Annotated in this window: 23 protein-coding genes; 8 read left to right on the forward strand and 15 right to left on the reverse strand. The window is 59.1% G+C overall.

Annotation, left to right across the window (positions count from 1 at the left end):
- Position 1 precedes the first annotated feature (1 nt).
- From phaR to N4A58_RS01910, 3 genes are all read right to left on the reverse strand, one after another.
- A complete protein-coding gene (gene phaR / locus N4A58_RS01900; protein WP_293707367.1) occupies positions 2-553 on the reverse strand; it encodes a polyhydroxyalkanoate synthesis repressor PhaR in 552 nt (183 codons plus the stop codon).
- A gap of 131 nt (positions 554-684) precedes the next feature.
- The gene (locus N4A58_RS01905; RefSeq protein WP_072707338.1) at positions 685-1,137 is read right to left on the reverse strand and encodes a phasin family protein; all 453 of its coding nucleotides are present in this window, start codon (positions 1,135-1,137) and stop codon (positions 685-687) included.
- 131 nt (positions 1,138-1,268) lie between these two features.
- Positions 1,269-3,065 carry a class I poly(R)-hydroxyalkanoic acid synthase gene (locus N4A58_RS01910; protein ID WP_293707370.1) on the reverse strand — a complete coding sequence of 599 codons (1,797 nt, stop codon included), beginning with the start codon at positions 3,063-3,065 and terminating at the stop codon, positions 1,269-1,271.
- Positions 3,066-3,167: 102 nt separating this feature from the next.
- Here N4A58_RS01910 and phaZ point away from each other — a divergent pair, with 102 nt between their 5' ends.
- Complete coding sequence (phaZ, locus tag N4A58_RS01915; RefSeq protein WP_072707342.1) at positions 3,168-4,424, forward strand: polyhydroxyalkanoate depolymerase; 1,257 nt, start codon at positions 3,168-3,170, stop codon at positions 4,422-4,424.
- Positions 4,425-4,739: 315 nt separating this feature from the next.
- Here the strand turns inward: phaZ and N4A58_RS01920 are convergent, their stop codons facing one another.
- Complete coding sequence (locus N4A58_RS01920; RefSeq protein WP_293707372.1) at positions 4,740-5,489, reverse strand: alpha/beta hydrolase; 750 nt, start codon at positions 5,487-5,489, stop codon at positions 4,740-4,742.
- A 55-nt stretch (positions 5,490-5,544) separates the two neighbouring features.
- Entirely contained in the window at positions 5,545-6,807 is a 1,263-nt protein-coding gene (locus N4A58_RS01925; RefSeq protein ID WP_293707374.1) for an MFS transporter, read from the reverse strand.
- A 112-nt stretch (positions 6,808-6,919) separates the two neighbouring features.
- Here N4A58_RS01925 and thrS point away from each other — a divergent pair, with 112 nt between their 5' ends.
- A complete protein-coding gene (gene thrS, locus N4A58_RS01930; RefSeq protein ID WP_293707375.1) occupies positions 6,920-8,866 on the forward strand; it encodes a threonine--tRNA ligase in 1,947 nt (648 codons plus the stop codon).
- A gap of 62 nt (positions 8,867-8,928) precedes the next feature.
- Here the strand turns inward: thrS and N4A58_RS01935 are convergent, their stop codons facing one another.
- On the reverse strand, positions 8,929-9,243 hold the full coding sequence (locus N4A58_RS01935) for an ArsC/Spx/MgsR family protein (RefSeq protein WP_293707377.1): 315 nt from the start codon (positions 9,241-9,243) through the stop codon (positions 8,929-8,931).
- A 205-nt stretch (positions 9,244-9,448) separates the two neighbouring features.
- On the opposite strand from N4A58_RS01935, the gene N4A58_RS01940 reads away from it, so the two are divergent.
- Positions 9,449-9,655 (forward strand): cold-shock protein, encoded by a 207-nt coding sequence (locus N4A58_RS01940; protein WP_072707354.1) that lies wholly within the window; start codon positions 9,449-9,451, stop codon positions 9,653-9,655.
- Between the two features lie 71 nt (positions 9,656-9,726).
- On the opposite strand, the gene N4A58_RS01945 is transcribed toward N4A58_RS01940, so the two are convergent.
- The 3 genes from N4A58_RS01945 to N4A58_RS01955 all read right to left on the reverse strand — a co-directional run bounded on the left by N4A58_RS01945 (position 9,727) and on the right by N4A58_RS01955 (position 11,471).
- Positions 9,727-10,077 carry a hypothetical protein gene (locus N4A58_RS01945; protein ID WP_293707382.1) on the reverse strand — a complete coding sequence of 117 codons (351 nt, stop codon included), beginning with the start codon at positions 10,075-10,077 and terminating at the stop codon, positions 9,727-9,729.
- 138 nt (positions 10,078-10,215) lie between these two features.
- The gene (locus tag N4A58_RS01950; RefSeq protein WP_072707359.1) at positions 10,216-10,695 is read right to left on the reverse strand and encodes a dihydrofolate reductase; all 480 of its coding nucleotides are present in this window, start codon (positions 10,693-10,695) and stop codon (positions 10,216-10,218) included.
- The gene (locus tag N4A58_RS01955; RefSeq protein WP_072707511.1) at positions 10,692-11,471 is read right to left on the reverse strand and encodes a thymidylate synthase; all 780 of its coding nucleotides are present in this window, start codon (positions 11,469-11,471) and stop codon (positions 10,692-10,694) included. Before N4A58_RS01955 ends, N4A58_RS01950 begins: the two co-directional genes overlap by 4 nt.
- A gap of 124 nt (positions 11,472-11,595) precedes the next feature.
- Here N4A58_RS01955 and N4A58_RS01960 point away from each other — a divergent pair, with 124 nt between their 5' ends.
- Positions 11,596-12,024 carry a VOC family protein gene (locus N4A58_RS01960; protein WP_072707361.1) on the forward strand — a complete coding sequence of 143 codons (429 nt, stop codon included), beginning with the start codon at positions 11,596-11,598 and terminating at the stop codon, positions 12,022-12,024.
- Between the two features lie 87 nt (positions 12,025-12,111).
- Here the strand turns inward: N4A58_RS01960 and N4A58_RS01965 are convergent, their stop codons facing one another.
- The 3 genes from N4A58_RS01965 to N4A58_RS01975 form a co-directional block, all read right to left on the reverse strand.
- A complete protein-coding gene (locus N4A58_RS01965; protein ID WP_072707363.1) occupies positions 12,112-12,609 on the reverse strand; it encodes a winged helix DNA-binding protein in 498 nt (165 codons plus the stop codon).
- 92 nt (positions 12,610-12,701) lie between these two features.
- A complete protein-coding gene (locus tag N4A58_RS01970) occupies positions 12,702-12,929 on the reverse strand; it encodes a succinate dehydrogenase assembly factor 2 (protein ID WP_072707513.1) in 228 nt (75 codons plus the stop codon).
- A 44-nt stretch (positions 12,930-12,973) separates the two neighbouring features.
- Complete coding sequence (locus tag N4A58_RS01975; protein ID WP_072707365.1) at positions 12,974-13,363, reverse strand: helix-turn-helix domain-containing protein; 390 nt, start codon at positions 13,361-13,363, stop codon at positions 12,974-12,976.
- 89 nt (positions 13,364-13,452) lie between these two features.
- Here N4A58_RS01975 and N4A58_RS01980 point away from each other — a divergent pair, with 89 nt between their 5' ends.
- Together N4A58_RS01980 and N4A58_RS01985 are read left to right on the forward strand one after the other, a co-directional pair.
- On the forward strand, positions 13,453-14,655 hold the full coding sequence (locus N4A58_RS01980) for a pyridoxal phosphate-dependent aminotransferase (RefSeq protein WP_293707383.1): 1,203 nt from the start codon (positions 13,453-13,455) through the stop codon (positions 14,653-14,655).
- Between the two features lie 21 nt (positions 14,656-14,676).
- Entirely contained in the window at positions 14,677-15,105 is a 429-nt protein-coding gene (locus tag N4A58_RS01985) for a hypothetical protein (RefSeq protein ID WP_293707384.1), read from the forward strand.
- On the opposite strand, the gene N4A58_RS01990 is transcribed toward N4A58_RS01985, so the two are convergent.
- The gene (locus N4A58_RS01990; RefSeq protein ID WP_293707385.1) at positions 15,102-16,520 is read right to left on the reverse strand and encodes an MATE family efflux transporter; all 1,419 of its coding nucleotides are present in this window, start codon (positions 16,518-16,520) and stop codon (positions 15,102-15,104) included. The genes N4A58_RS01985 and N4A58_RS01990 overlap by 4 nt on opposite strands.
- A 70-nt stretch (positions 16,521-16,590) precedes the next feature.
- A complete protein-coding gene (gene ppk2, locus N4A58_RS01995; protein WP_293707386.1) occupies positions 16,591-17,592 on the reverse strand; it encodes a polyphosphate kinase 2 in 1,002 nt (333 codons plus the stop codon).
- Positions 17,593-17,877: 285 nt separating this feature from the next.
- Here ppk2 and N4A58_RS02000 point away from each other — a divergent pair, with 285 nt between their 5' ends.
- Positions 17,878-18,213 carry a hypothetical protein gene (locus N4A58_RS02000; protein ID WP_293707387.1) on the forward strand — a complete coding sequence of 112 codons (336 nt, stop codon included), beginning with the start codon at positions 17,878-17,880 and terminating at the stop codon, positions 18,211-18,213.
- Between the two features lie 168 nt (positions 18,214-18,381).
- Complete coding sequence (parE, locus tag N4A58_RS02005) at positions 18,382-20,340, forward strand: DNA topoisomerase IV subunit B (RefSeq protein WP_293707388.1); 1,959 nt, start codon at positions 18,382-18,384, stop codon at positions 20,338-20,340.
- On the opposite strand, the gene N4A58_RS02010 is transcribed toward parE, so the two are convergent.
- Entirely contained in the window at positions 20,337-21,044 is a 708-nt protein-coding gene (locus N4A58_RS02010) for a hypothetical protein (protein WP_293707389.1), read from the reverse strand. The genes parE and N4A58_RS02010 overlap by 4 nt on opposite strands.
- Between the last annotated feature and the right edge of the window lie 291 nt (positions 21,045-21,335).

Raw genomic sequence — 21,335 nt, forward strand, 5'->3', positions numbered from 1 at the left:
TTTACTTGCTCATCTTCGACAGCTTGGCCTGCAATTCGGCGAGTTGCTTCTTGATGTCATCAAGGCCCTGCTCGCCGCCATCCTCGCGTTCCGGCGAACTGCTGGCCCAGTTGCCCGCAAGACCGCCAGTCATCGCCTTGAGAAAGGCTTGTTGCTGCGCCTGCATCGCTTCGAAACCTGGCATTTTGGCCATCGGGTTCATGGCCGACATGTTTTCGACCATCTTGGATTGGCCGTCCTGCAGCATTTCGAACGACATAGCCAAGAATTGCGGCACAACGCTGGTGGCCTGCGTCGTATAGCTGCGCACCAGATCGTTGAGCACAGCCAAAGGCAGGACGCTTTCGCCCTTGCTTTCATGTTCGGCAATAATCTGGAGCAAATATTGACGGGTTAAATCGTCGCCCGATTTCAGATCGACAATCTTTACCTCGCGGCCACCGCGAATGAACCCTGCAATGTCTTCCAGCGTGACGTAATCGCTGGTTTCCGTGTTGTACAAACGGCGACTTGCGTAACGTTTGATCAAAAGCGGTTTATCGTTATCCGACAAGGACTCCCCTCCCATGCTGCATCGCTGCAAAAAGCCTAGGACGTAAAAATAAAAAAAGAAAGGGCAGGCTTACGCCTGCCCTTAACTTACCGGATTGTTGGGCGGGAGGGCACCCTATATCCGGGCCTTCATCACTTCGCTGCTGCGGTCGCTTTTTTAGCGGTCGCGGACATCTCGGTGGTCGCTTTCTTAGCAGCGGCGGTCATTTCTTCGCTCATGTCCTTGCCGGCAGCCATCATCAGCTCAACGGTTTCGGTCTGAACTTTTTTCGCAACTTCAGCGAAAGCAGCCATGTTCTCGGCAGCCATTTCAGCCGACGCGCTTGCGAAATCGGTCATCGCTTTGGCGTAGTCTGCAGGCTCGGACTTGGCTTTGGTCAGTTCGCTCATCTTGGTCAGAGCGTCTTTGGTCCACTTGGTGGAAATCTCGGTCGACTTTTCAGCCGCGTCCAGTGCGACAGCCGACAGCTTCTCCGACAGAGCAGCCTGCGACTTGAACGAGCCTTCCATGGCCGACATGTCCATGGGGAATGCGCCCATCATGTCTTTGATCATTGCGGTGAAGTCAGGTGTCTTAGCAGTCATAGTTCCAAATCCCTTTTCTTGCTGTGTTCGGGCCCACCCCGTTGATCAGCTAAATCCAATATGGATGCTGCACTGCAGAAAATCAAGTTTTTTTTCTGCAGTGCAGCAAAACAGGGAAAAGGTTATGGCCCTCAACCGGTTGACTGCATGGTCACATAGGTACCGGGCGCGTCTGCAAGCACAGGATGATTAGAATCACCCTCTTCCCGCGCAGGGATTTGCTTACCAGAACGGTTCGCCAGCCATTCATCCCAGCGGGGCCACCACGATCCTGGCGTGAACTCCGCCTCGGCGCGCCAGTCATCCGGCTCCACCGCAATCTTGGTGTGGGTGTAGTGACCGTACTTGCCCTTGGAGGGCGGGTTTACGATACCCGCGATATGACCGGACTGGGACAGGATAAAGGTCTTGGACCGGCTGCCCATCTTGCGCACACCATTAAAGCTCGCCTTCCACGCAGCGATATGGTCAGTCTCGCAGGCAATAGCGCAGATCGGGACAGTGACATCCTTAATGTTCAGCACTTCACCGCAGATCTCGATCCCGCCATCGACGAATTTGTTCTTCTGGCACAGGTCCCGCAGATATTGGATGGCCATCGCGCCCGGCAGGTTCGTACTGTCGCCATTCCAGAACAGCAGATCGAACGCCGGCGGCGCTTCGCCCTTCATGTACCGATTGATTGCCGGACCGTAGATCAGGTCATTCGACCGCAAGAAGCTAAAGGTCCGCGACATGAAGAAACTGTTCAGATAGCCCTCGGCCATCGCCTCTTCTTCGATGCCATCCACGAAGTCATCGCCCAGGAAGACTGTGAACTCCCCCTGATCCGAGAAGTCGGTCAGCGTTGTGAAAAGTGTCGCCGACTTGATCGGAGTTTCGCCCCGCTTCTTTAACAGCGCCATCGTCAGCGACAGCGTGGTGCCCGCAATACAGTAACCCACGGCGTTCACCTGCTTGACGTTGCAGATGTCGCGCACTTCGTTGATCGCGGTCAGGTAGCCGTCGGTGATGTAGTCATCCAGCTTCACATCGCGGTAGGACGCATCAGGATTGATCCAGCTCACCACAAAGACAGTGTAGCCCTGATCAACCGCCCATTTGATCATCGAGTTCTTTTCCTTCAAGTCGAGGATGTAGAACCGGTTGATCCACGGCGGGAAGATCAGCAGCGGAATTTCATGAACAGTGTCGGTGGTCGGGCTGTACTGCACCAACTCGAACATGTGGTTCCGGAAGACGACCTTGCCGGGCGACGTTGCAATATTGCCGCCCACCTCGAATGCTTTTTCGTCAGCCAACGTCACCAAGAGGCGACCGTCATTCGCTTCTAGATCGCGAACGAGGTTCTCCAAACCATCCACAAGGCTCTGCCCCTCGGTCTCGACCGCGCGCTCCAGCGCATCAGGGTTCGTCGCGAGGAAGTTCGTCGGCGCCATCAGATCCACGATCTGCTGCGAGAAATACCGCAGGCGCTTGCGATCAACATCGTCCAGATCGACCACATCATCGACCGCTTTGGAGATCGCCTCGGAATTGAGCAGATACTGCTGCTTAACATAGTTGAAATACGGATGGCTCTGCCACATCGGGTTGGCAAAGCGTTTGTCCTTGGGGCGTTCGGCCTCTTCGGTGCCGCCCGTCAGCCCTTGGGTCAGGGCTTGCTGCGCTTCCATATAGTGTTGAAGCGACTTGCCCCAGTACTCGACCTGATGCTCCAAAATCTTGGTCGGGTTCTGTACCCATTCCGCCCAGTAGCCCACTGCGGCCTTCATATACAGATCCTGACCTGGGCCCTGAAGGGCAGGATTTACGGCCTTATAATGCGAAAGTGCTGTAACAAGACGCTTGGAAAGTTCTTCGATTTTCGAAATGTTCTCATTCAAACGGACTAGCTCAGTTCCAGTATCGCCGTCGTGCGTTGTCATGCCTGCGATTCCCCCCTACTCTGTTTGCACCATAGCGTTGCAGGCCGGAGGGGGCAAAGTGACGATTTGAACCGGGCCGACCGGCAACCGAAGGAGAACACCATGCGCTATATGGCGACATATGATCTGATGGAGACGGTTCGCAACACGAACCAATGGCTTGGCGCAACAGCCAAAGCGATCGCAGGCTATCCGGCCATCGCAGCGTTTCCGAACCCTGTCTTCCAGTGGATGGGAGCATGGGGTGAAGTGACCGAGCGTAGCTTTGCCCGCATGGTCACCAAGCCTGACTGGGGTATTCATTCGTATACCTGCGAAGATGGACGCGACCACATTGTCACCGTGGACACCATCGTCGAACGCCCCTTTGGCGATCTGGTCCATTTCCACGTGCTCGGACGCCCCGAAAAGCCGCGCAAAGTGCTGCTGGTTGCCCCAATGTCGGGCCACTACGCGACCCTCTTGCGCTCGACCGTTGTCAGCCTGTTGCCCGACTGCGAAGTCTACTGCACCGACTGGCACAACGCCCGTGATATCCCTGTTTCTGCAGGGAAATTCGACGTCGAGGACTATACCCTCTACCTCGTCGACTTCATGAAAGAGCTTGGTCCCCAGACCCACGTGATCGCCGTTTGTCAGCCTGCGCCCCTGACCCTTGCCGCGACCGCGTATCTGGCCGAAGAAGACCCGGCAGCACAGCCCTCTTCGCTGACGCTGATCGGCGGTCCGATCGACCCCGAGGCCGCGCCCACCGACGTCACCGATTTTGGCAATCGCGTCACCATGGGTCAACTCGAAGAGATGATGGTCCAGCGCGTTGGCTTCAAATATCCCGGCGTCGGCCGTCAGGTGTACCCCGGCCTTCTGCAGCTCACCTCCTTTATGGCGATGAACGCGGAAACCCACTCCAAGGCGTTCACCGACCAGATCATGCGCGCCTCCAAGGGCGAGTCTCGTGACAACGACCGGCACAACCGTTTCTACGACGAATACCTCGCCGTGATGGACATGCCGGCGGAATTCTACCTGTCGACCGTCGAGCGAATCTTTAAAAACTGCGAGGTGGCAAAGAACACATTCGTGGTCGCGGGCAAGCGTGTGGACATCGGCAAAATCACCGATGTGGCCGTCAAGACGGTCGAAGGTGCCAAGGATGACATCTCTGCGCCTGGACAATGTGTCGCAGCGCTGGACCTGTGCACCGGCCTGCCCGACAACATGAAGGCCAGCCATCTGGAGCCCGACGCAGGCCACTACGGCATCTTTGCGGGCAAGAGCTGGCGCAACAACATCCGCCCCCTTGTGCTCGAATTCATCGACGCGAACCAGCGGACCAAGGCGAAAGCCGCCGCCGAGTAAGCATCGGCACACCAGAACGAACATCAGGGCCAGTCGCATCCGCGTCTGGCCTTTTTCTTTGCGCACTGGTTCAGCGAAACCCGTTACCTGAATTTACACACTCAATCTGAGCGGGAAAAGTTGTCCCAATCAGCCGCGTTAACTTTCACATCCGCAAATCTGCATCATCCTTCGGATATATTCCTATCCAAACGGGAAAACGCACAAGATACAGCGCGATAGGAAAAGTTTTCCATAGGATGTTAAGACCTATTCAGATCTGTGCACCGAGTTATCCACAGGCTGCCGTGTTTTCCCCGTAACTCTGGTCGACAGCTAGACCCGCGCTGTGACCTCCAAAATGCTATTGGCGATTAACTTCAGACAATCTGGCGCCGAGAACGAGTGATCCGCGCCATCCACCAGCGTCAGTCGCATGTCCGCGCCCTCTGCATGGTCGAGCAGCTTCACCGCCGTCGCAACAGACACCGAGGTATCCGCCGTCCCTTGCAAAAACCGAACGGGGAAAGGCAGCGGCAGCGGCGTACGTAGCACCAACTGATCCCGCCCATCCTCGATCAGACGCTTAGTGATGATGTAGGGCTCATCGTAATCCGACGGCAGCGCGATCTGGCCGTCCGCCTCCAGCGCCGCGCGCTGCTCTTCGGTGAAGCCAGCCCAAAAGCCATCCTCGGTAAAATCAGGTGCCGCAGCGATCCCCACCAGACCACAAACGCGCTGAGGGATGCGTTGGGTCATCAGCAGACTGATCCAGCCGCCCATGCTGGAGCCCACCAAAACCTGCGGACCAGCGGTCAGAGTTTCGATCACCTCCTGCGCATCCGCCGCCCAATCGCCAATCGCGCCGTCCCCAAACTTTTCCGAAGACTGACCGTGTCCCGAATAATCGAACCGCAGAAACGCGCGCCCTTGGGACTTCGCCCACTCTTCCAGCCAGACGGCCTTGGTCCCGTCCATATCGGACTTGAAGCCCCCCAGAAACACGATGCCCGGCTCTGTGCCTTCGGTCCGGTGATAGGCGATCTTGCGACCGGTCGAGGTCGTCAGGAAGCTGGGGGTGGTCATAGGTGTCTCCTTTGATTGCGGCGCCACCATATGCAGCGCCGCTGGGGGCATCAACTTATTCGACTTCGCGCATCGACAGGGCCGAGGCGACAGCCGCCAGTGACATCACGCCGAACACCACGAGCGCCCACTGCGCTGAAATCAGCGCGGCCAAACCTCCGCCAAGTCCAGCGACCAGCAGCAGCGTTCCGATCACCGTATTAGACAGGGCGGCATAGGCTGCCTTTTCGTCCTTTGGGGCCATGTCCACCAGATAGGTCGAGCGTCCCTGACGCACCCCATGATAGGCGATCATCAACACGAACAGCACGCCTGGAATGGCATAGGGCGTGTCGCCGTAGTCCATCCAAGACAGCGCCACGCCGCCAAAGAGCGCCAGCGCCGCGACAAACCCGGCCAAGGCCAGAACCTTGCGGCTGGACCGATCCGACAGGCGCCCCCAGACATACGAACTCAGGAAACTGGCCGCCGCGCTGGCGACCAACATCGCGCCAAGCTGCTCCAGTTCGGCCCGCTCCGAGATCACCACCAGATAGGGCGGCGCCAGTGCAGTTCCGACCAGCAAGCCACGCGTAATGATGAACCGGCGCAAGTCCTGTTCTTGCCACAAGAGCTTGATATCAGGCAGCCCGCCGCGATCATCTGTTTCGCTCTTCTCTTCGTTCAGGGTCGAAAAAAGCCCAGCCGCCAACAGCCAAAGCACGGCAGCCAGAGCGATGGCGCTGATCACCAGCACCTCGCTCGCGCCTTGCCAGATCAGGATCGCGGCAAACACCAGAACCGCCGCCGAACTGGCCGTTCCTGCGGTCCCCGTGATTGCCCCGCGCCGCGATTTGCCAACTGTTTTGCCCAAGATTTCCTTGAAACTGACCGAACACGCACTGCGCGCGACGGCCAAAACAGCCAGCGCAGCACAAATCATCGCCCCCGCCGCAGCGCCTTGGACCATCAGCGCGACCAGCACGATCACCGCAGCCGCGATCCCCTGCCCTGCGCTGCCCACGGTCCACGCCCATTTCTTGTGACGCAGACGCCCAACCCATCCGGCCAAGAACATTTGCGGCAGCAGCGCCCCCGCCTCTCGGATCGGAACCAGAAGCCCCACAAACACCGCAGGCGCGCCCAAGGCATTGAGCAGCCAACTCAACACCAGCTTCGGGTCAATCAGCCCATCCGCGACCTTGGTCATGCTCAGCGATGCCATGTGGCGCAGCCCATTGGGGGCCTCGGCCTGTTGGGCGTGGTCACTCAGGTCGGGCGCGTCATCCTCTGCGCCGCTGAGTGCTTCGAAAACCTCTGCAGAAATGTCTTTTGTCATCAATCGGAACCTAAACTTGACTTGCCTACCCCATGCGGTCACATAGCCCGCGAAACCAAACCCGCAACCGGGCGTTCCGTGGGCGCCAAACCGACGAGGAGCATCAAGGCTTATGGCCCAGATTTCCCTGACCTTCCCCGATGGAAACTCTCGCGAATACGACGCAGGCGTCACGCCCGCGCAAGTCGCTGAATCGATCTCCAAGTCACTGCAGAAAAAAGCAATCAGCGCGACCGTGAACGGCGCGCATTGGGACATGCAGTGGCCGATTACCGAAGACGCCAGCGTCGCCATCCACACCATGCAGGATGACACCCAAGCGCTGGAACTGATCCGCCACGATCTGGCGCACATCATGGCCCGCGCCGTGCAGGAAATTTGGCGCGACGTCAAAGTCACCATCGGCCCCGTGCGCGACAACGGCTGGTTCTACGACTTCGACCGAGAAGAGCCCTTCACCCCCGAGGACCTTGGCCAAATCGAAGCCAAGATGAAGGACATCATCAACGCCCGCGACGCCGTAACCACTGAGGTCTGGGACCGCGAACGCGCGATCAAATACTACGAGGATCGCGGAGAACCCTTTAAGGTCGAGCTGATCAACCGCATCCCCGAAGGCGAAGACCTGCGGATGTACTGGCACGGCGACTGGCAGGATCTGTGCCGTGGCCCGCACCTGCAAACCACCGGTCAGGTGCCCGCGGATGGCTTCAAACTGACCCACGTGGCTGGTGCCTACTGGCTGGGAGACAGCTCGCGCCCGATGCTGCAGCGCATTTACGGTGTGGCGTTCAAGAACCGCAAAGACCTCAAGGCATGGGAAACCATGATGGAAGAGGCCGCTAAGCGCGATCACCGCAAACTTGGCAAGGATATGGGCCTGTTCCACCTGCAAGAAGAGGCGCCCGGCCAGATCTTCTGGCACCCGAACGGCTGGAAAATCTACACCACCCTGCAGGACTACATGCGCCGCCAGCAAGAACGCGACGGCTATGTCGAGGTGAACACCCCGCAAGTCGTGGACCGCAAGCTGTGGGAAAAATCGGGGCACTGGGACAAGTATCAGGAAAACATGTTCATCGTCGAAGTTGACGAAGATCATGCCCGCGAAAAGGCGATCAACGCTCTGAAGCCCATGAACTGCCCCTGCCATGTGCAGGTGTTCAATCAGGGTCTGAAATCCTATCGCGACCTGCCCCTGCGCATGGCCGAATTTGGCAGCTGTGCACGTTATGAGCCCTCGGGCGCCCTGCACGGCATCATGCGTGTGCGCGGCTTTACCCAAGATGACGGCCACATCTTCTGCGCCGAGGACCAGATCGAGTCCGAAACCGCCAAGTTCATCGCCTTCTTGTCCAAGGTCTATGCAGACCTCGGCTTCCACGACTGGACCATCAAACTGTCCACCCGCCCCGAAAAGCGGATTGGCAGCGATGAAAGCTGGGACTTCGTGGAAAAGGCCCTTGGCGATGCCTGCCGCGCGGCGGGTTATGACTACGAAATCCTCGAGGGCGAAGGCGCGTTCTACGGTCCCAAGCTCGAGTTCACCCTGACCGACGCGATCGGCCGGAACTGGCAGTGCGGCACCCTGCAGGTTGACCCCAACCTGCCCGAACGTCTGGACGCCAACTTCATCGGCGCAGACGGATCCAAGCACCGGCCCTACATGCTGCACCGTGCCTGCCTTGGCTCGTTCGAACGCTTTATCGGCATCCTGATCGAAAACTCAGCAGGGAAACTGCCCTTCTGGCTGGCCCCGCGCCAAGTGGTTGTCGCATCCATCGTTTCGGACGCGGACGGCTATGTCCAAGAGGTGGTCGACGCACTCAAGGCCGTTGGCGTCCGCGCCGAAGCCGACTTCCGCAACGAGAAGATCAACTACAAGGTCCGCGAGCACTCGCTCGGCAAGGTGCCTGTGATCATCGCGGTCGGCATGAAAGAAGTCGAAGAGCGCACCGTCTCGGTCCGCCGGTTGGGGGAAAAGCAGACCTCCATGGCGACGCTGGACGAGATCGTCACCACCCTGAAGGCCGAAGGCACCCCGCCCGACCTGAAGTAAGCTCTAAAACATCAAAGGCCGCCCCAATCGGGCGGCCTTTTTCATGGCTTGGCTGGCGGCGGTTACCCTACCAGTTCCGCCTGCACATCCTTGCCCCAACCCAACCACATCTGGTCGCCCTCTTCGATCAAGGGGCGCTTCATCAGGGTCGGATGCTCGGCGATCAGATCCAGCGCCGGACGGGCACGCTGATCCTCGTCCAACTGCCGCCACGTGGTGCTCGACTTATTCACCAGCTTGTCGCCAAAGCGCCCATAAGCCCGCTCCAGCACCTCTGGCGCAACTCCATCCTTGCGCACATCGACGTATTTGGCATCGGGCAGCGCTTTGACCGCTTTGCGGCAAGTATCACAGGTCTTTAGCCCATAGAGGATCATTCGCTTCTCCTATTTTTTTGCCACTTTCGAGAAAGTGACGGCGAATACAACTGTGTTTTGCTTGATTTTTACGTTGGGCATGCAACGCTGGAGTTGTGACCACCTCGAAGCAGCCGAAACCTCGGAGCGAGTCGTTTGACTGTCGCGTGGAAGTTACGCCAAGGCCCCGCTGCGCGGGGAAGACGACTAGAAGGAGTAAGGGGCTATGCCCACAGGAACCGTCAAGTGGTTCAACACCACCAAAGGATATGGCTTTATCGCGCCCGATGGCGGCGGCAAGGACGTGTTCGTACACATCTCTGCAGTAGAGCGGTCGGGTCTGACCGGTCTGGCTGACAACCAGAAAGTGGGCTACGAGCTGAAAGAAGGCCGTGATGGCCGCCAGATGGCAGGCGATCTGACCCTCCTCTGACTTCGAGGCATTCTACCCATTGAATTTATAATCCGAGGCGCCCTCCGTGCCTCGGTTTTTTTGTGCGTGGCTTAGTCCTGCGGGGCGCGCATGATGCAGGACTTCGACAACTGCACCTGGCGAATCGTGGCCATCTGTCCTTTGTGAAGCGCAACCTCTTCGTGGGCATCGCCGGTCAGTCTGGACACGGGGACAAAGGCAATCGCAACACCGGCGGCATCCGCCGCCACAGCCTCGCGCTGGCGTTTTTCTGCGTCGGCGAGTTTGGCAGCCGCTTCGATTCTACGCGCCTCTAGCGCGCGACAGTCCAGATCAGCGTAGGCCGCAGGCAACACAGTCGCCGGCTCGATTTTCGACGGCGGCGTCGCGCAGCCCGCCAGCGCGGTAACGGAAATAAAGGCAAGGGTCGTCAATTTCTGCATGGTCATCTCTTTGGGTCTATGTCGGGAAATACCGGAAGGCCAATCGTGACATGCACACTGCAAAAGAGCGGCCACATGGTGGGCCGCCCGCAATTTAATGGGTATTTTTGCCAAGATGAAAAGGCTGATGGTTGCGCGTTAGCCCCGACGCAGGAGTTCCCGTACCGCGCAGCGGGGCGCTTCGGTCCGCAACAGGGTCGTGCCGATCAGCCGCCAGTCCGCATCCAAGACTTCGGGAAAGTGGGTGTCCGGCGCAGTCACTTCGGTGTCCACTTCGGTGATCAGCAAGCGGTCTGCATAGGCCAGCATTTCGCGGTAAATGCCCGCGCCGCCGATGCCGTAGACGCGGCGGTGGCCTGCAGCGTGCGCCATATCGATCGCGTCCTGAACCGAGTCAGCGGTATGTTCGGCGCTGACCTCTTGCGAGGTAACGACGATATTCATGCGATTTTTCAGAGGCTTGAACGGCAGGCTATCCCACGTATTCCGGCCCATGATAATCGCCGCCCCGCTGGTTTCGCGCTGAAAGAACTTCAGGTCTTCGGGCGCCTCCCACGGGATGGTGTTGTCTTTGCCAATCGCGCCGTTTTTGTCGCGCGCTACTATCAGGGAAATCATACGGCCACCGGTGCTTTGATTGCGGGATCGGGGTCGTAGCCGACCACCTCGAAGTCTTCGTATTTGAAGTCGAACAGGGACTGCACATCGCGGGTGATATTTAGCTGCGGCAGCGCCTTGGGTGCGCGCGACAGCTGCAGTTTTACCTGCTCCATGTGGTTGGAATAGATGTGGGCATCGCCAATGGCGTGGACGAAATCGCCGGCCTCGTAGCCCGTTACGTGCGCCAGCATCTTTAGCAACAGCGCATAAGAGGCGATGTTGAACGGCACCCCAAGGAACATATCCGCCGAGCGCTGATACAGCTGTAGATGCATTTTGCGGCCAACAATGCGGACCTGCCACATGGTGTGGCACGGGGGCAGCGCCATGTTCGGCACGTCCACAGGATTCCAAGCGGACACAATCAGGCGGCGGCTGTCGGGGCTGGTGTTGATCATCTCCAGCAGGGTCTGGATCTGGTCGACACCGCCGAAATCGCGCCACTGTTTGCCGTAGACGGGGCCCAAATCGCCGTGCTCGTCCGCCCACTCGTCCCAGATCGAAACGCCGTTGTCCTTGAGGTACTTGATGTTGGTGTCCCCTGACAGGAACCACAGCAGTTCATGGATGATCGACCGCAGGTGCAGCTTCTTGGTGGTGACCAGCGGGAACCCGTCAGCCAGGGAATAGCGCTGCTGCATCCCGAAATAACTGATCGTGCCGGTGCCTGTGCGGTCGGTCGATTGTTCCCCATGGTCGAGAATGGTCTGTAGTGCCTCGTGATACTGCTGCACGGGGGCCTCCGAGTTCGCTGCGTCGTTGCCTGATGTTCTATCGGTGCAAATCAGGAAATGCCAGTTGGCCCTTTGATCATAGACCCACGCCACCTACGTTAGTGCCAAAGACAAAGGAGTTATTATGTCCGTTCGTTATTTGCACACCATGGTCCGCGTGCTGGATCTGGAAAAAACCATGGCCTTTTTCGAACTGCTCGGACTGAAAGAGACCCGCCGCATCGACAATGAAAAAGGCCGCTTCAGCCTTGTTTTCATGGCGCCCGAAGGTCAGGAAGAGTGCCCCGTCGAGCTGACCTATAACTGGGATGGCGATGATGGGCTGCCCTCGGACAGCCGTCATTTCGGGCACCTGGCCTACCGCGTACCGAATATCTACGAGATGTGCCAACACCTGATGGACAATGGCGTGACCATCAACCGTCCGCCCCGCGATGGCCACATGGCGTTTGTCCGCTCGCCCGACAACGTGTCCATCGAACTGCTGCAAGAGGGTGACGCACTGGCCCCCGCAGAGCCTTGGGCCAGCATGGAAAACACTGGTCACTGGTAAGCCACGATCCGCGACACAATGAAAAGGGCCTCCGCAATCGCGTGAGGCCCTTTTCATTTGGCAGACAAAGCATCCCCCCGGCGTTTGTCAGTAGATGTAGCGGATCTGGTCGGTCCAGTAACGTTCTACGCGCTTTAGCGCGCCAGCGATGGTGTCCACCCCGTCCATATCCAGCACGGCCTTGGACTGAAGCCCGTCCGCATGGCGCATGAACAGGTCAGCGACCACATCCCGCACCGCGCGGCCCCGTTCGGTCAGGCGCACGCGCACGGCGCGGCGGTCCATGGCGCAGCGTTCGTGGTGCATGTAGCCCATGTCCACCAGCTTCTTCAGGTTATAGCTGACGTTGCTGCCCTGATAATATCCGCGAGATTTGAGTTCGCCCGCAGTGACCTCGTGTTCACCAATATTGAACAGCAATAGGCCCTGCACTGCATTGATCTCCAGAACGCCGACGCGTTCGAATTCGTCCTTGATGACGTCAAGCAGCAGGCGATGAAGGCGCTCTACCAAGGACAGGGTGTCAAGGTAGCGCGCCATAAAGCTTTGGTCGGCCGACTTGGCCGGAGGCGAATGAAGGACCATCTGATGTCTCCGCAGTTTTTCGATAAAACAGAGACTGAAGGGATAATGCCGAATATTCGGTTAAATGCCCAAGAAGATGGCTAAAATGCGCCTTATTTCGAGAATTGCGTCAAACCGCTCGCGATATCGGTCACCAGATTCAGATACCGCGCAGGGGTTGCCCCCTGCCCGCTCACCCACTGGTACAGGTCATGGTCGTTCTCCTCGAGCAGGTCCTCGTACAGGTCCAGCTCGGCTTCTGACATCTCTGCCAGACGGCGATCCGCAAAAGATTTCAGGATCAGGTCCATTTCCTTGATGCCCCGATAGTTGGAGCGCATGTTCAGGCGCTTCAACCGGGTTTCGTGGGTTTCGGTGACGTCTGTCACTGCTCGATCTCCTTCAGGGTCAGGCGCAGCTTTTTCTCAAGCCGAGCCAGGCGGTCTGCCCCCTGCTGCATCTGGATCTTCATCTCGCGCATCTCGCGCATGATGTCGGTGATCGCGACGGGGACGGCGTTATCCTCTACCGGACCTTCTACGCCATCACCCTCACCGTTCAAGAGCCACATGATCGAAACGTTCAGCAAACCGGCCAACATTTGCAGTTTGTTGGCGCGCGGCTCGGCTGTGTCGTCTTCCCAGCCCTGCAGCGTGCCCAGTTTCACACCCAGCCGTTTGGCCAGTTGCACCTGAGTCATGCTGGCGGCTTCGCGGGCAGCAGCCACGCGATCGCCAAAAGTTGCAGCTTCGGGGCTATACCAGTTATCTCCCATCAGACTCCCTTTCTCGGATCTGTCTTGATTGGTCATCGCGCCGAGACTAGGACAGGCCAGAGCGCTTTTCAAATGACCGAGGTTAAAGAATGTCTTTCCTGTCTACCGCCCTTGACCGAGTAAAGCCGTCGCCCACCATCGCCGTCACGCAAAAGGCGCGGGAACTGGCGGCAATGGGCCGGGATGTGATCAGCCTCGGGGCCGGTGAGCCTGACTTTGACACGCCAGATCACATCAAAGAGGCAGCGAAAGCGGCAATCGACGCGGGCAAAACGAAGTATACGGCCCCCGATGGCATCCCCGAGCTCAAGCAAGCGATCTGTGCCAAATTCGCCCGCGACAACAACCTTGGCTATACGCCCGCACAGGTCATCGTCTGCACCGGCGGCAAGCAGGTTTTGTATAACGCGCTCATGGCGACCCTGAACCCGGGCGACGAAGTGGTGATCCCTGCGCCCTATTGGGTCAGCTATCCCGACATGGTCCGCTTGGCGGGGGGCGAGCCTGTGATCGTCGAATGCGGCATCGAAAACGGCTTCAAAATGACGCCCGCTCAGCTCGAGGCCGCGATCACGCCGAACACCAAATGGTTCATTTTCAACTCGCCCTCGAACCCCACCGGCGCGGGCTACACCGCAGACGAGCTCAAGGGCCTGACCGACGTGCTGCTGCGGCACCCCCACGTGTGGGTGATGACCGACGACATGTACGAACACCTCGCCTTTGATGGCTTTCAGTTCGCGACCCCCGCGCAAGTCGAGCCCCAGCTGTATGACCGCACCCTGACCGTGAACGGGGTGTCCAAAGCCTATGCCATGACCGGCTGGCGCATCGGCTATGCGGCAGGCCCCGAAAAGGTGATCGCCGCCATGCGCAAGATCCAGAGCCAGTCGACCACGAATCCCTGCTCGATCAGCCAGTATGCCGCGCTAGAGGCGCTTAACGGCCCGCAGGACTTTATCGAGCCCAACAACGTGATGTTCAAACGTCGCCGCGATCTGGTGGTCGAGGGGCTGAATGCCGCTGACGGCATCACCTGCCCCGTGCCTAACGGCGCCTTTTACGTCTACCCCAACATCGCGGGCTGCATTGGCAAAACCAGCGCAGGCGGGACCAAGATCGAAACGGACGAAGATTTCGCCACCGCCCTTCTCGAAGAAGAAAACGTGGCTGTCGTATTTGGCGCAGCGTTCGGCTTGTCTCCGAACTTCCGCATCAGTTACGCTACCTCGGACGAGGCCCTCCAAGAGGCCTGCACCCGCATCCAGCGGTTCTGTGCAAATTTGAAATAAGCCCATAGACGAGAGCGATTTATGTCGACCGAACTGCCCCCATACTATTTCCGTGTCCGAGAAAACGGGGCCTTTGTGTTTCGTGTGGACACCGAAAACCGCATGCGCCGGATTGAAATGGACCAGATCGCCGTTGTGAACATCCGCAACGGCGAGGTCAAACCCCATGGCGACCGCGCCCTCACCGACGAAGACCTGCGCGTTATCCGTGCTTGGATGAAGGAACGGACCGAAACGGTTTCGCAGCGCCAGATCGACGACATCCTGCGCACCGTCGATCACCTGAACCTGACCACACACTGGGCCCAGACCAAAGCCACCGATGATCAGCTTGAACAGATTTCGGATTCGCTGCTGCTGGCCATGCACGATCTGCGCACCGTTCTGACCCGCAAGAAAGCGGAACGCGTTCTGGCCGCCCAAGCGGCCGCCGGAAACACCGAAAACTAGGCCGCCTCGGCCTCTAGCGCCGCTTCGGCAGCGCGAATCTTTGGCATGCTGACCAGCCAGAAGCGGCCCATCAACAACACAGCCGCACTCGCCAAGCCCAGCACCAGCCCCAGCCACACGCCCTGCGCGCCCCAGTCCAGCCAGAAGCCGAACGCCAGACCCGCCGGCGCGCCAATGCCCCAGTAGCTGAACGCCGCGAACCACATGGGCAGCGTTGTGTCCTGCAGCCCACGCAGCAAACCGATGGCCAGAACCTGCGCCGCGTCCACGAACTGGAACGCCGCCGCCATCGCCATCAAGGCCACGCCGACCGCCAGAATAGCGTCGATCTGCACCTCGTCCTTGCGCATGAACAGCATGATCATCTCTTCGGGGAAAACCAGCATCAGGATCACCGCAATCACCGACACGCCAAAGGACAGCGTCATCGCCGCAATGCCTCCGCGCGCCAGATTGACCGCGTCCTTGCGTCCATAGGCCGTGCCTGCACGCACCGTCGCCGCATTCGACAGCCCCATGTGGACCATAAACGTGGCCGTCGCCACCTGCAGCACGATCCCGTGCGCGGCCAAGGGCACAGCCCCCAGCCAGCCCATCACAACCGCCGCAAAGGCGAACAACGTCACCTCGCTCAAGGCTGTGACACCGATCGGCACGCCCAGCTTCAGCACCGTCAGGAACACGTCCCAATCGGGGCGCCACATCCGCTGGAACAGCGCATGTTCGGGCAGCACTCGCAGCGCGTACCACACGCAGCCAATCAGCGACACAACCTGCACCGTGACCGAGGCCAAGGCCGCCCCGCGCACGCCCATTTCAGGCGCGCCCCAGTTCCCGAAAATCAGCGCGTAGTTCACGATGGCATTCGCCACCGCCGCCGCGATCGTGATCCACAGCACCACCGCCGTCCGCTCGAGCGCGGCCAGATAGCTTTTCATCACGTTCACGAACAGGCCGGGCAACATGCCCCACCCCGCAATCCGCAGATAATCCTGCGCCAACTGGGCCAGATCCTCTTCTTGCCCCATCAGGACGAGCAGCGGCTTGGACCAGATGAAAAACGGCAGACACAGCAGGCTGAACAGAAAACTCAGCCACAGCCCCATCCGTGTCTGACGGCGCACCGCGACCTCGTCCCCCTCGGCCTGCGAGGCCGCGACCAACGGCATCACCGCCCACGCGAACCCCGACCCAAGGATGAACAGCGTCATAAACAGCGAGGTGGCCAGAACCACCGCCGCCAATTCTTCGACCCCGTAGCGCCCCAGCATCAGCGTGTCGGTCGCCCACACGACAAACTGCGCCAGATGCCCGCCGATCAGCGGCAGGCCCAGCAGCAGCGTGGCGCGAAAGTGGGTGGAATACGGGAGTGCTACATTTTTGACCATGCGGTCGGCATAGAGCGCCCCCACCATCCGGGCAAGATGTTTCCCCTGCCCGAATGCACACATATTCTTGCGTTTTTATGCCCGCAGAAATGCAGCCTTACGCATCGTCCCCAGTGCGCCGCGTATCGGGGTGCAGCGCGGTCCCCAGAATATGCTCTGACTTGTGGATCACGTGGCTTGCGCCCCCCACGATCAAGGGATCCGGCGCCTTGACGATCTTGGGGTCCTTGTCCGGATAATCGAGGGTGCTCAGGAAGTGGCGCATACAGTTGATCCGCGCCCGCTTCTTGTCATCGGACTTCACAATGGTCCAAGGCGCATCCGCCGTGTCAGTGTAAAAGAACATCGCCTCCTTGGCTTCGGTATAGTCGTCCCACTTGTTCAGGCTGGCCTTATCGATCGGCGACAGCTTCCACCGCTTCAAGGGGTCGGTCTCGCGGGCCTTGAATCGGCGGCGCTGCTCCTCTTGGGTGACCGAGAACCAGTACTTGTACAGCTTGATCCCAGACCGCACGAGCATCCGCTCCAGATCAGGAGCCTGACGCATGAACTCCAGGTATTCATTGGGCTCACAGAACCCCATGACCCGCTCAACCCCCGCGCGGTTGTACCAAGAGCGGTCATACAGAACCATTTCGCCCACGGTGGGCAGCTCTTTGACGTAGCGTTGGAAATACCACTGGCCCTTCTCTTCCCATGTGGGCTTGTTCAGGGCCACCACGCGCGCCGCCCGCGGATTCAGATGCTCCATGAACCGCTTGATCGTGCCGCCCTTGCCCGCCGCATCACGGCCCTCGAACAGCATCACGAACCGCTGCCCCGTCTCCTGCGCCCACAGTTGCACCTTCAGCAGCTCGGCCTGCAGCTTTGCCTTTTCCCGCTCATAAGCGCGGCGCGACATCTTGGTGTCGTACGGATACTCGCCGGTTTCAAAGGCGCGGCGCACCTCCTCGGGCGTGGCCGCATGTGGCCGGCGCACTGTCTCTTTGGTCAGCGCAGGCGGCGCGTCTTGCGGCGCAGCAGGCACCGCATCCACTGGCGCGGCGACCACCTCCGCCAGACCACTCTCTTCGTTCAGGGACCCCATTGCCTCTTCCATCCTGCGCTCCTTTTTCAACACGCCGGAACTATGCAGGCACGGGCCCGCGCGCGCCTTGCGATGGGTCAAACACACCCCTGCAATTTCCGCAGCCCTCTTGCACCGCAGACGCATAACGCGCTTAGTCCGTCGGCCCTTGCAACTATTTGCAAAACTGCCGTGCCGACCCTTCAGAACTGCTAAGCCAAAGGTCACGTATTCCCGACCACCGTCACTTTGCGTAACCATTCCTGCCCGTCAGATGCTAAGCTTCCCCAACAATCACTGGCAATTTTAGGCATTCCGATGACCGTGTTCTGGGGATATTTCCTCTGCGCGATGGCGACCTGCGTCATCATCGCGGGGGACTACTATTTCAAACTCGCTGTAGAAGAGGGACAGGGACTCGTCTCGCCCAAGGTCCTCCTCGGCTGCGCCCTCTATGCGGCCTCAGCAGGGCTCTGGTTCGTCTCCATGCGGTTCATCTCTCTGGCCCAAGTGGGGGTCGCGGCCTCGATCTTTACCCTTCTGGCCCTTACCGCCCTCGGGCATGTCTTTTTCGAAGAACGCATCGCCCACCGCGACGTCATCGGCATCACCCTTGCCATCGGCGCGGTACTTGTCATGGCCCGCACCGCCTAAGTCCCCGGTTTTCGCGCAGTGCCTCATTCTTTCTGCTTTGCCTAAATACTCACGGCACCACGCTGCAGCAGGCGCTCTCTATCCGTTTCCCCGTATGCCCTCCGCTTGCAGCGCCCCTACAAGGTGCTGTATCTCTAGCGCTCAAAGCTACCAAGGAAAGCGAGCAGCATGGCCGACGATCTTCTGAACGGGACCGAACCGGAAACCTATGACGCCTCCTCGATCGAGGTGCTCGAAGGTCTGGAGCCCGTCCGCAAACGCCCCGGCATGTATATCGGCGGCACCGACGAACGCGCCCTGCACCACATGGTGGCTGAAATCCTCGACAACTCTATGGACGAGGCCGTGGCCGGCCACGCCAACCGCATCGAAGTCGAATTCCACGAGGATTACGCAATCTCGGTCCGCGACAACGGCCGCGGCATCCCGATCGACCCCCACCCCAAATTCCCGGGCAAATCCGCGCTCGAGGTTATCCTCTGCACCCTCCACGCAGGCGGCAAATTCTCGAACAAGGCCTACTCGACCTCCGGCGGTCTGAACGGCGTCGGCTCCTCGGTCGTGAACGCCCTCTCCGATTCGATGGTCGTGCAGGTCGCCAAAAACAAAGAGCTCTTCGAACAGCGTTTCTCCCGCGGCGTCCCCCAAGGCCCCGTGGAAAAAATCGGCGCCGCCCCGAACCGCCGCGGCACCACCGTGACCTTCCACGCGGACCCCGAAATCTTTGGCTCGCTCAAACTCAAACCCGCCCGCCTCTACAAGATGGTCCAGTCCAAGGCCTATCTGTTCTCGGGCGTGGAAATCCGCTGGAAATCCGCCATCGACGACGGCCAAACCCCGACCGAGGCGACATTCCACTTCCCCAACGGCCTCTCGGACTTCCTGAACGAAACGCTGAAAGACGCCTCCACCTACGCCGACCGCCCCTTCGCGGGCAAAGTCAGCTTCGAGGATAAATTCAACGTCCCCGGCTCGGTCGAATGGGCGATCAACTGGACCCCCAGCCGCGACGGCTTCATCCAGTCCTACACCAACACCGTCCCCACCCCCGAGGGCGGCACCCACGAATCCGGCTTCTGGGCCGCGATCCTCAAGGGCATCCGCGCTTACGGCGAACTGGTAAACAACAAAAAGGCGGCCCAAATCACCCGCGAGGATCTGACCACCGGCGGCTGCGCCCTCCTGTCGATCTTCATCCGCGAACCCTCCTTCGTCGGCCAGACCAAGGACCGCCTGTCCACCGAAGAGGCCGCCAAATGGGTGGAAAACTCGGTCCGAGACCACTTTGACAACTGGCTCGCCAACGACACCAAATCCGCGGGCGCCATCCTCGACTATCTCGTCCTGCGCGCCGAAGAGCGCCTCCGCCGACGCGCCGAAAAGGAAACAGCCCGCAAAACCGCCACCAAAAAGCTGCGCCTGCCGGGAAAGCTCGTGGACTGCTCCGCCTCCAACCGCGCCGGCACCGAACTCTTTCTGGTCGAGGGCGACTCGGCGGGCGGCTCGGCCAAGATGGCCCGCGACCGCAAAACCCAAGCCCTCCTGCCCCTGCGCGGTAAAATCCTGAACGTCCTTGGCGCGGCCAGCTCCAAACTCGGCTCGAACCAGGAAATCAACGACCTGACCCAAGCGCTCGGCGTTGGCCTCGGCACCCGCTTCCGTGTTGACGACCTGCGCTACGACAAGATCATCATCATGACCGATGCGGACGTCGACGGCGCGCACATCGCCGCGCTGCTGATGACCTTCTTCTTCACCCAGATGCGCCCCATGATTGACCACGGCCACCTCTATCTGGCCTGCCCGCCCCTCTACCGCCTGACCCAAGGCGCAAAACGCGTCTACTGTCAGGACGAGGCAGAGCGCGACGAATGGCTGGCCAAAGGCCTCGGCGGCCGCGGCAAGATCGACGTCAGCCGCTTCAAAGGCCTAGGCGAGATGGACGCCAAAGACCTCAAGGACACCACCATGAACCCCGCCACACGGCAACTCATCCGCGTGTCCATCGACGAAGACCTGCCCGGCGAAACCGGAGACCTCGTCGAGCGCCTCATGGGCAAAAAGCCCGAACTGCGCTTTGAATACATCCAAGAGAACGCGAAGTTCGTCGAGGATGTGGATGTTTAGATGATACCATCGCTACGGCGTTTAATTGATCGTCGTAGCGGCTCATACTCAGTGTCTTCGTACCAAAGTCCTTTGAAAGTCGCAGGAGTTACTCTTGCCTTGGCGTCTTCTTTAAATTTTTCGTCCCAAGCCTTGTTGCCAAGACTCAATATTAGAAAGAATTTTTGAATTTCAAAACTTCCAACCAGTGGGTTCGTTGCATAGGTCGTGTCTTTAAGTAAAATACCTAGTTCCGCAAACAATTCGCACATAGCGCATATAAGATCTTCTATTTCCTTGCGGGCCGAACCAGCAATTTCCGTAAGCCGAGCCCCGAACTCTTTGTCATTATGCGCTAAATATTTATCTCTGTGATTACGCAGCGGAGCGGCTAAACGCTGAACCTCATGCCACCTCTCCCACAAAGTTTTATTCATCTGACCTCTAGATTTAGCCTCGTCAATTACTGAGTAGAGACTGACGTTGACCATGTCGGACTTGCGCCCTTTGGCCGGATCGGTCAGGCGAGAAATCTGCATTACTATTTTTTCGAAAAGCGCTTTCTCAAAAGCTACCGACACCTCGGCGCAAGCGCTATTGAACTCATCCACGCGCTCTTTTGATGTGCCAAATACCTCACAATAAATCCTCCAATTCTTTCGCAAAGCGTAAACTTCTTTGAACACAGATGAGATCATTTCTTCTTCAGATGGTTCTTTCGACATTCATCACCTTTTAGAGCACTTCAAATAGATAGGATTTCCCAAAAGCTTTTAATATCCTATACTCGTTTTTGCGCCTGTACCCGAGGGAGGGCGCAAATGCGCCCGCCCTAGGGGGCGGGTCGGGCGCAGCGTTCGGGCCAGCTCGAACTCAGGAGGTGACCACCGCACCCGGCACCCCACCAGCACCACCCCCCTCAACGCCAACACAAGACCCCAGTCGCCTGCCACAAGAGCACGGCGAGCTAAGCGCAGGGGATCACCACCGCGCCCAGCATCCTACAGGCACCGCTC

It is taken from the genome of Donghicola sp., from assembly GCF_025210255.1.
Taxonomy (GTDB): domain Bacteria; phylum Pseudomonadota; class Alphaproteobacteria; order Rhodobacterales; family Rhodobacteraceae; genus Donghicola; species Donghicola eburneus.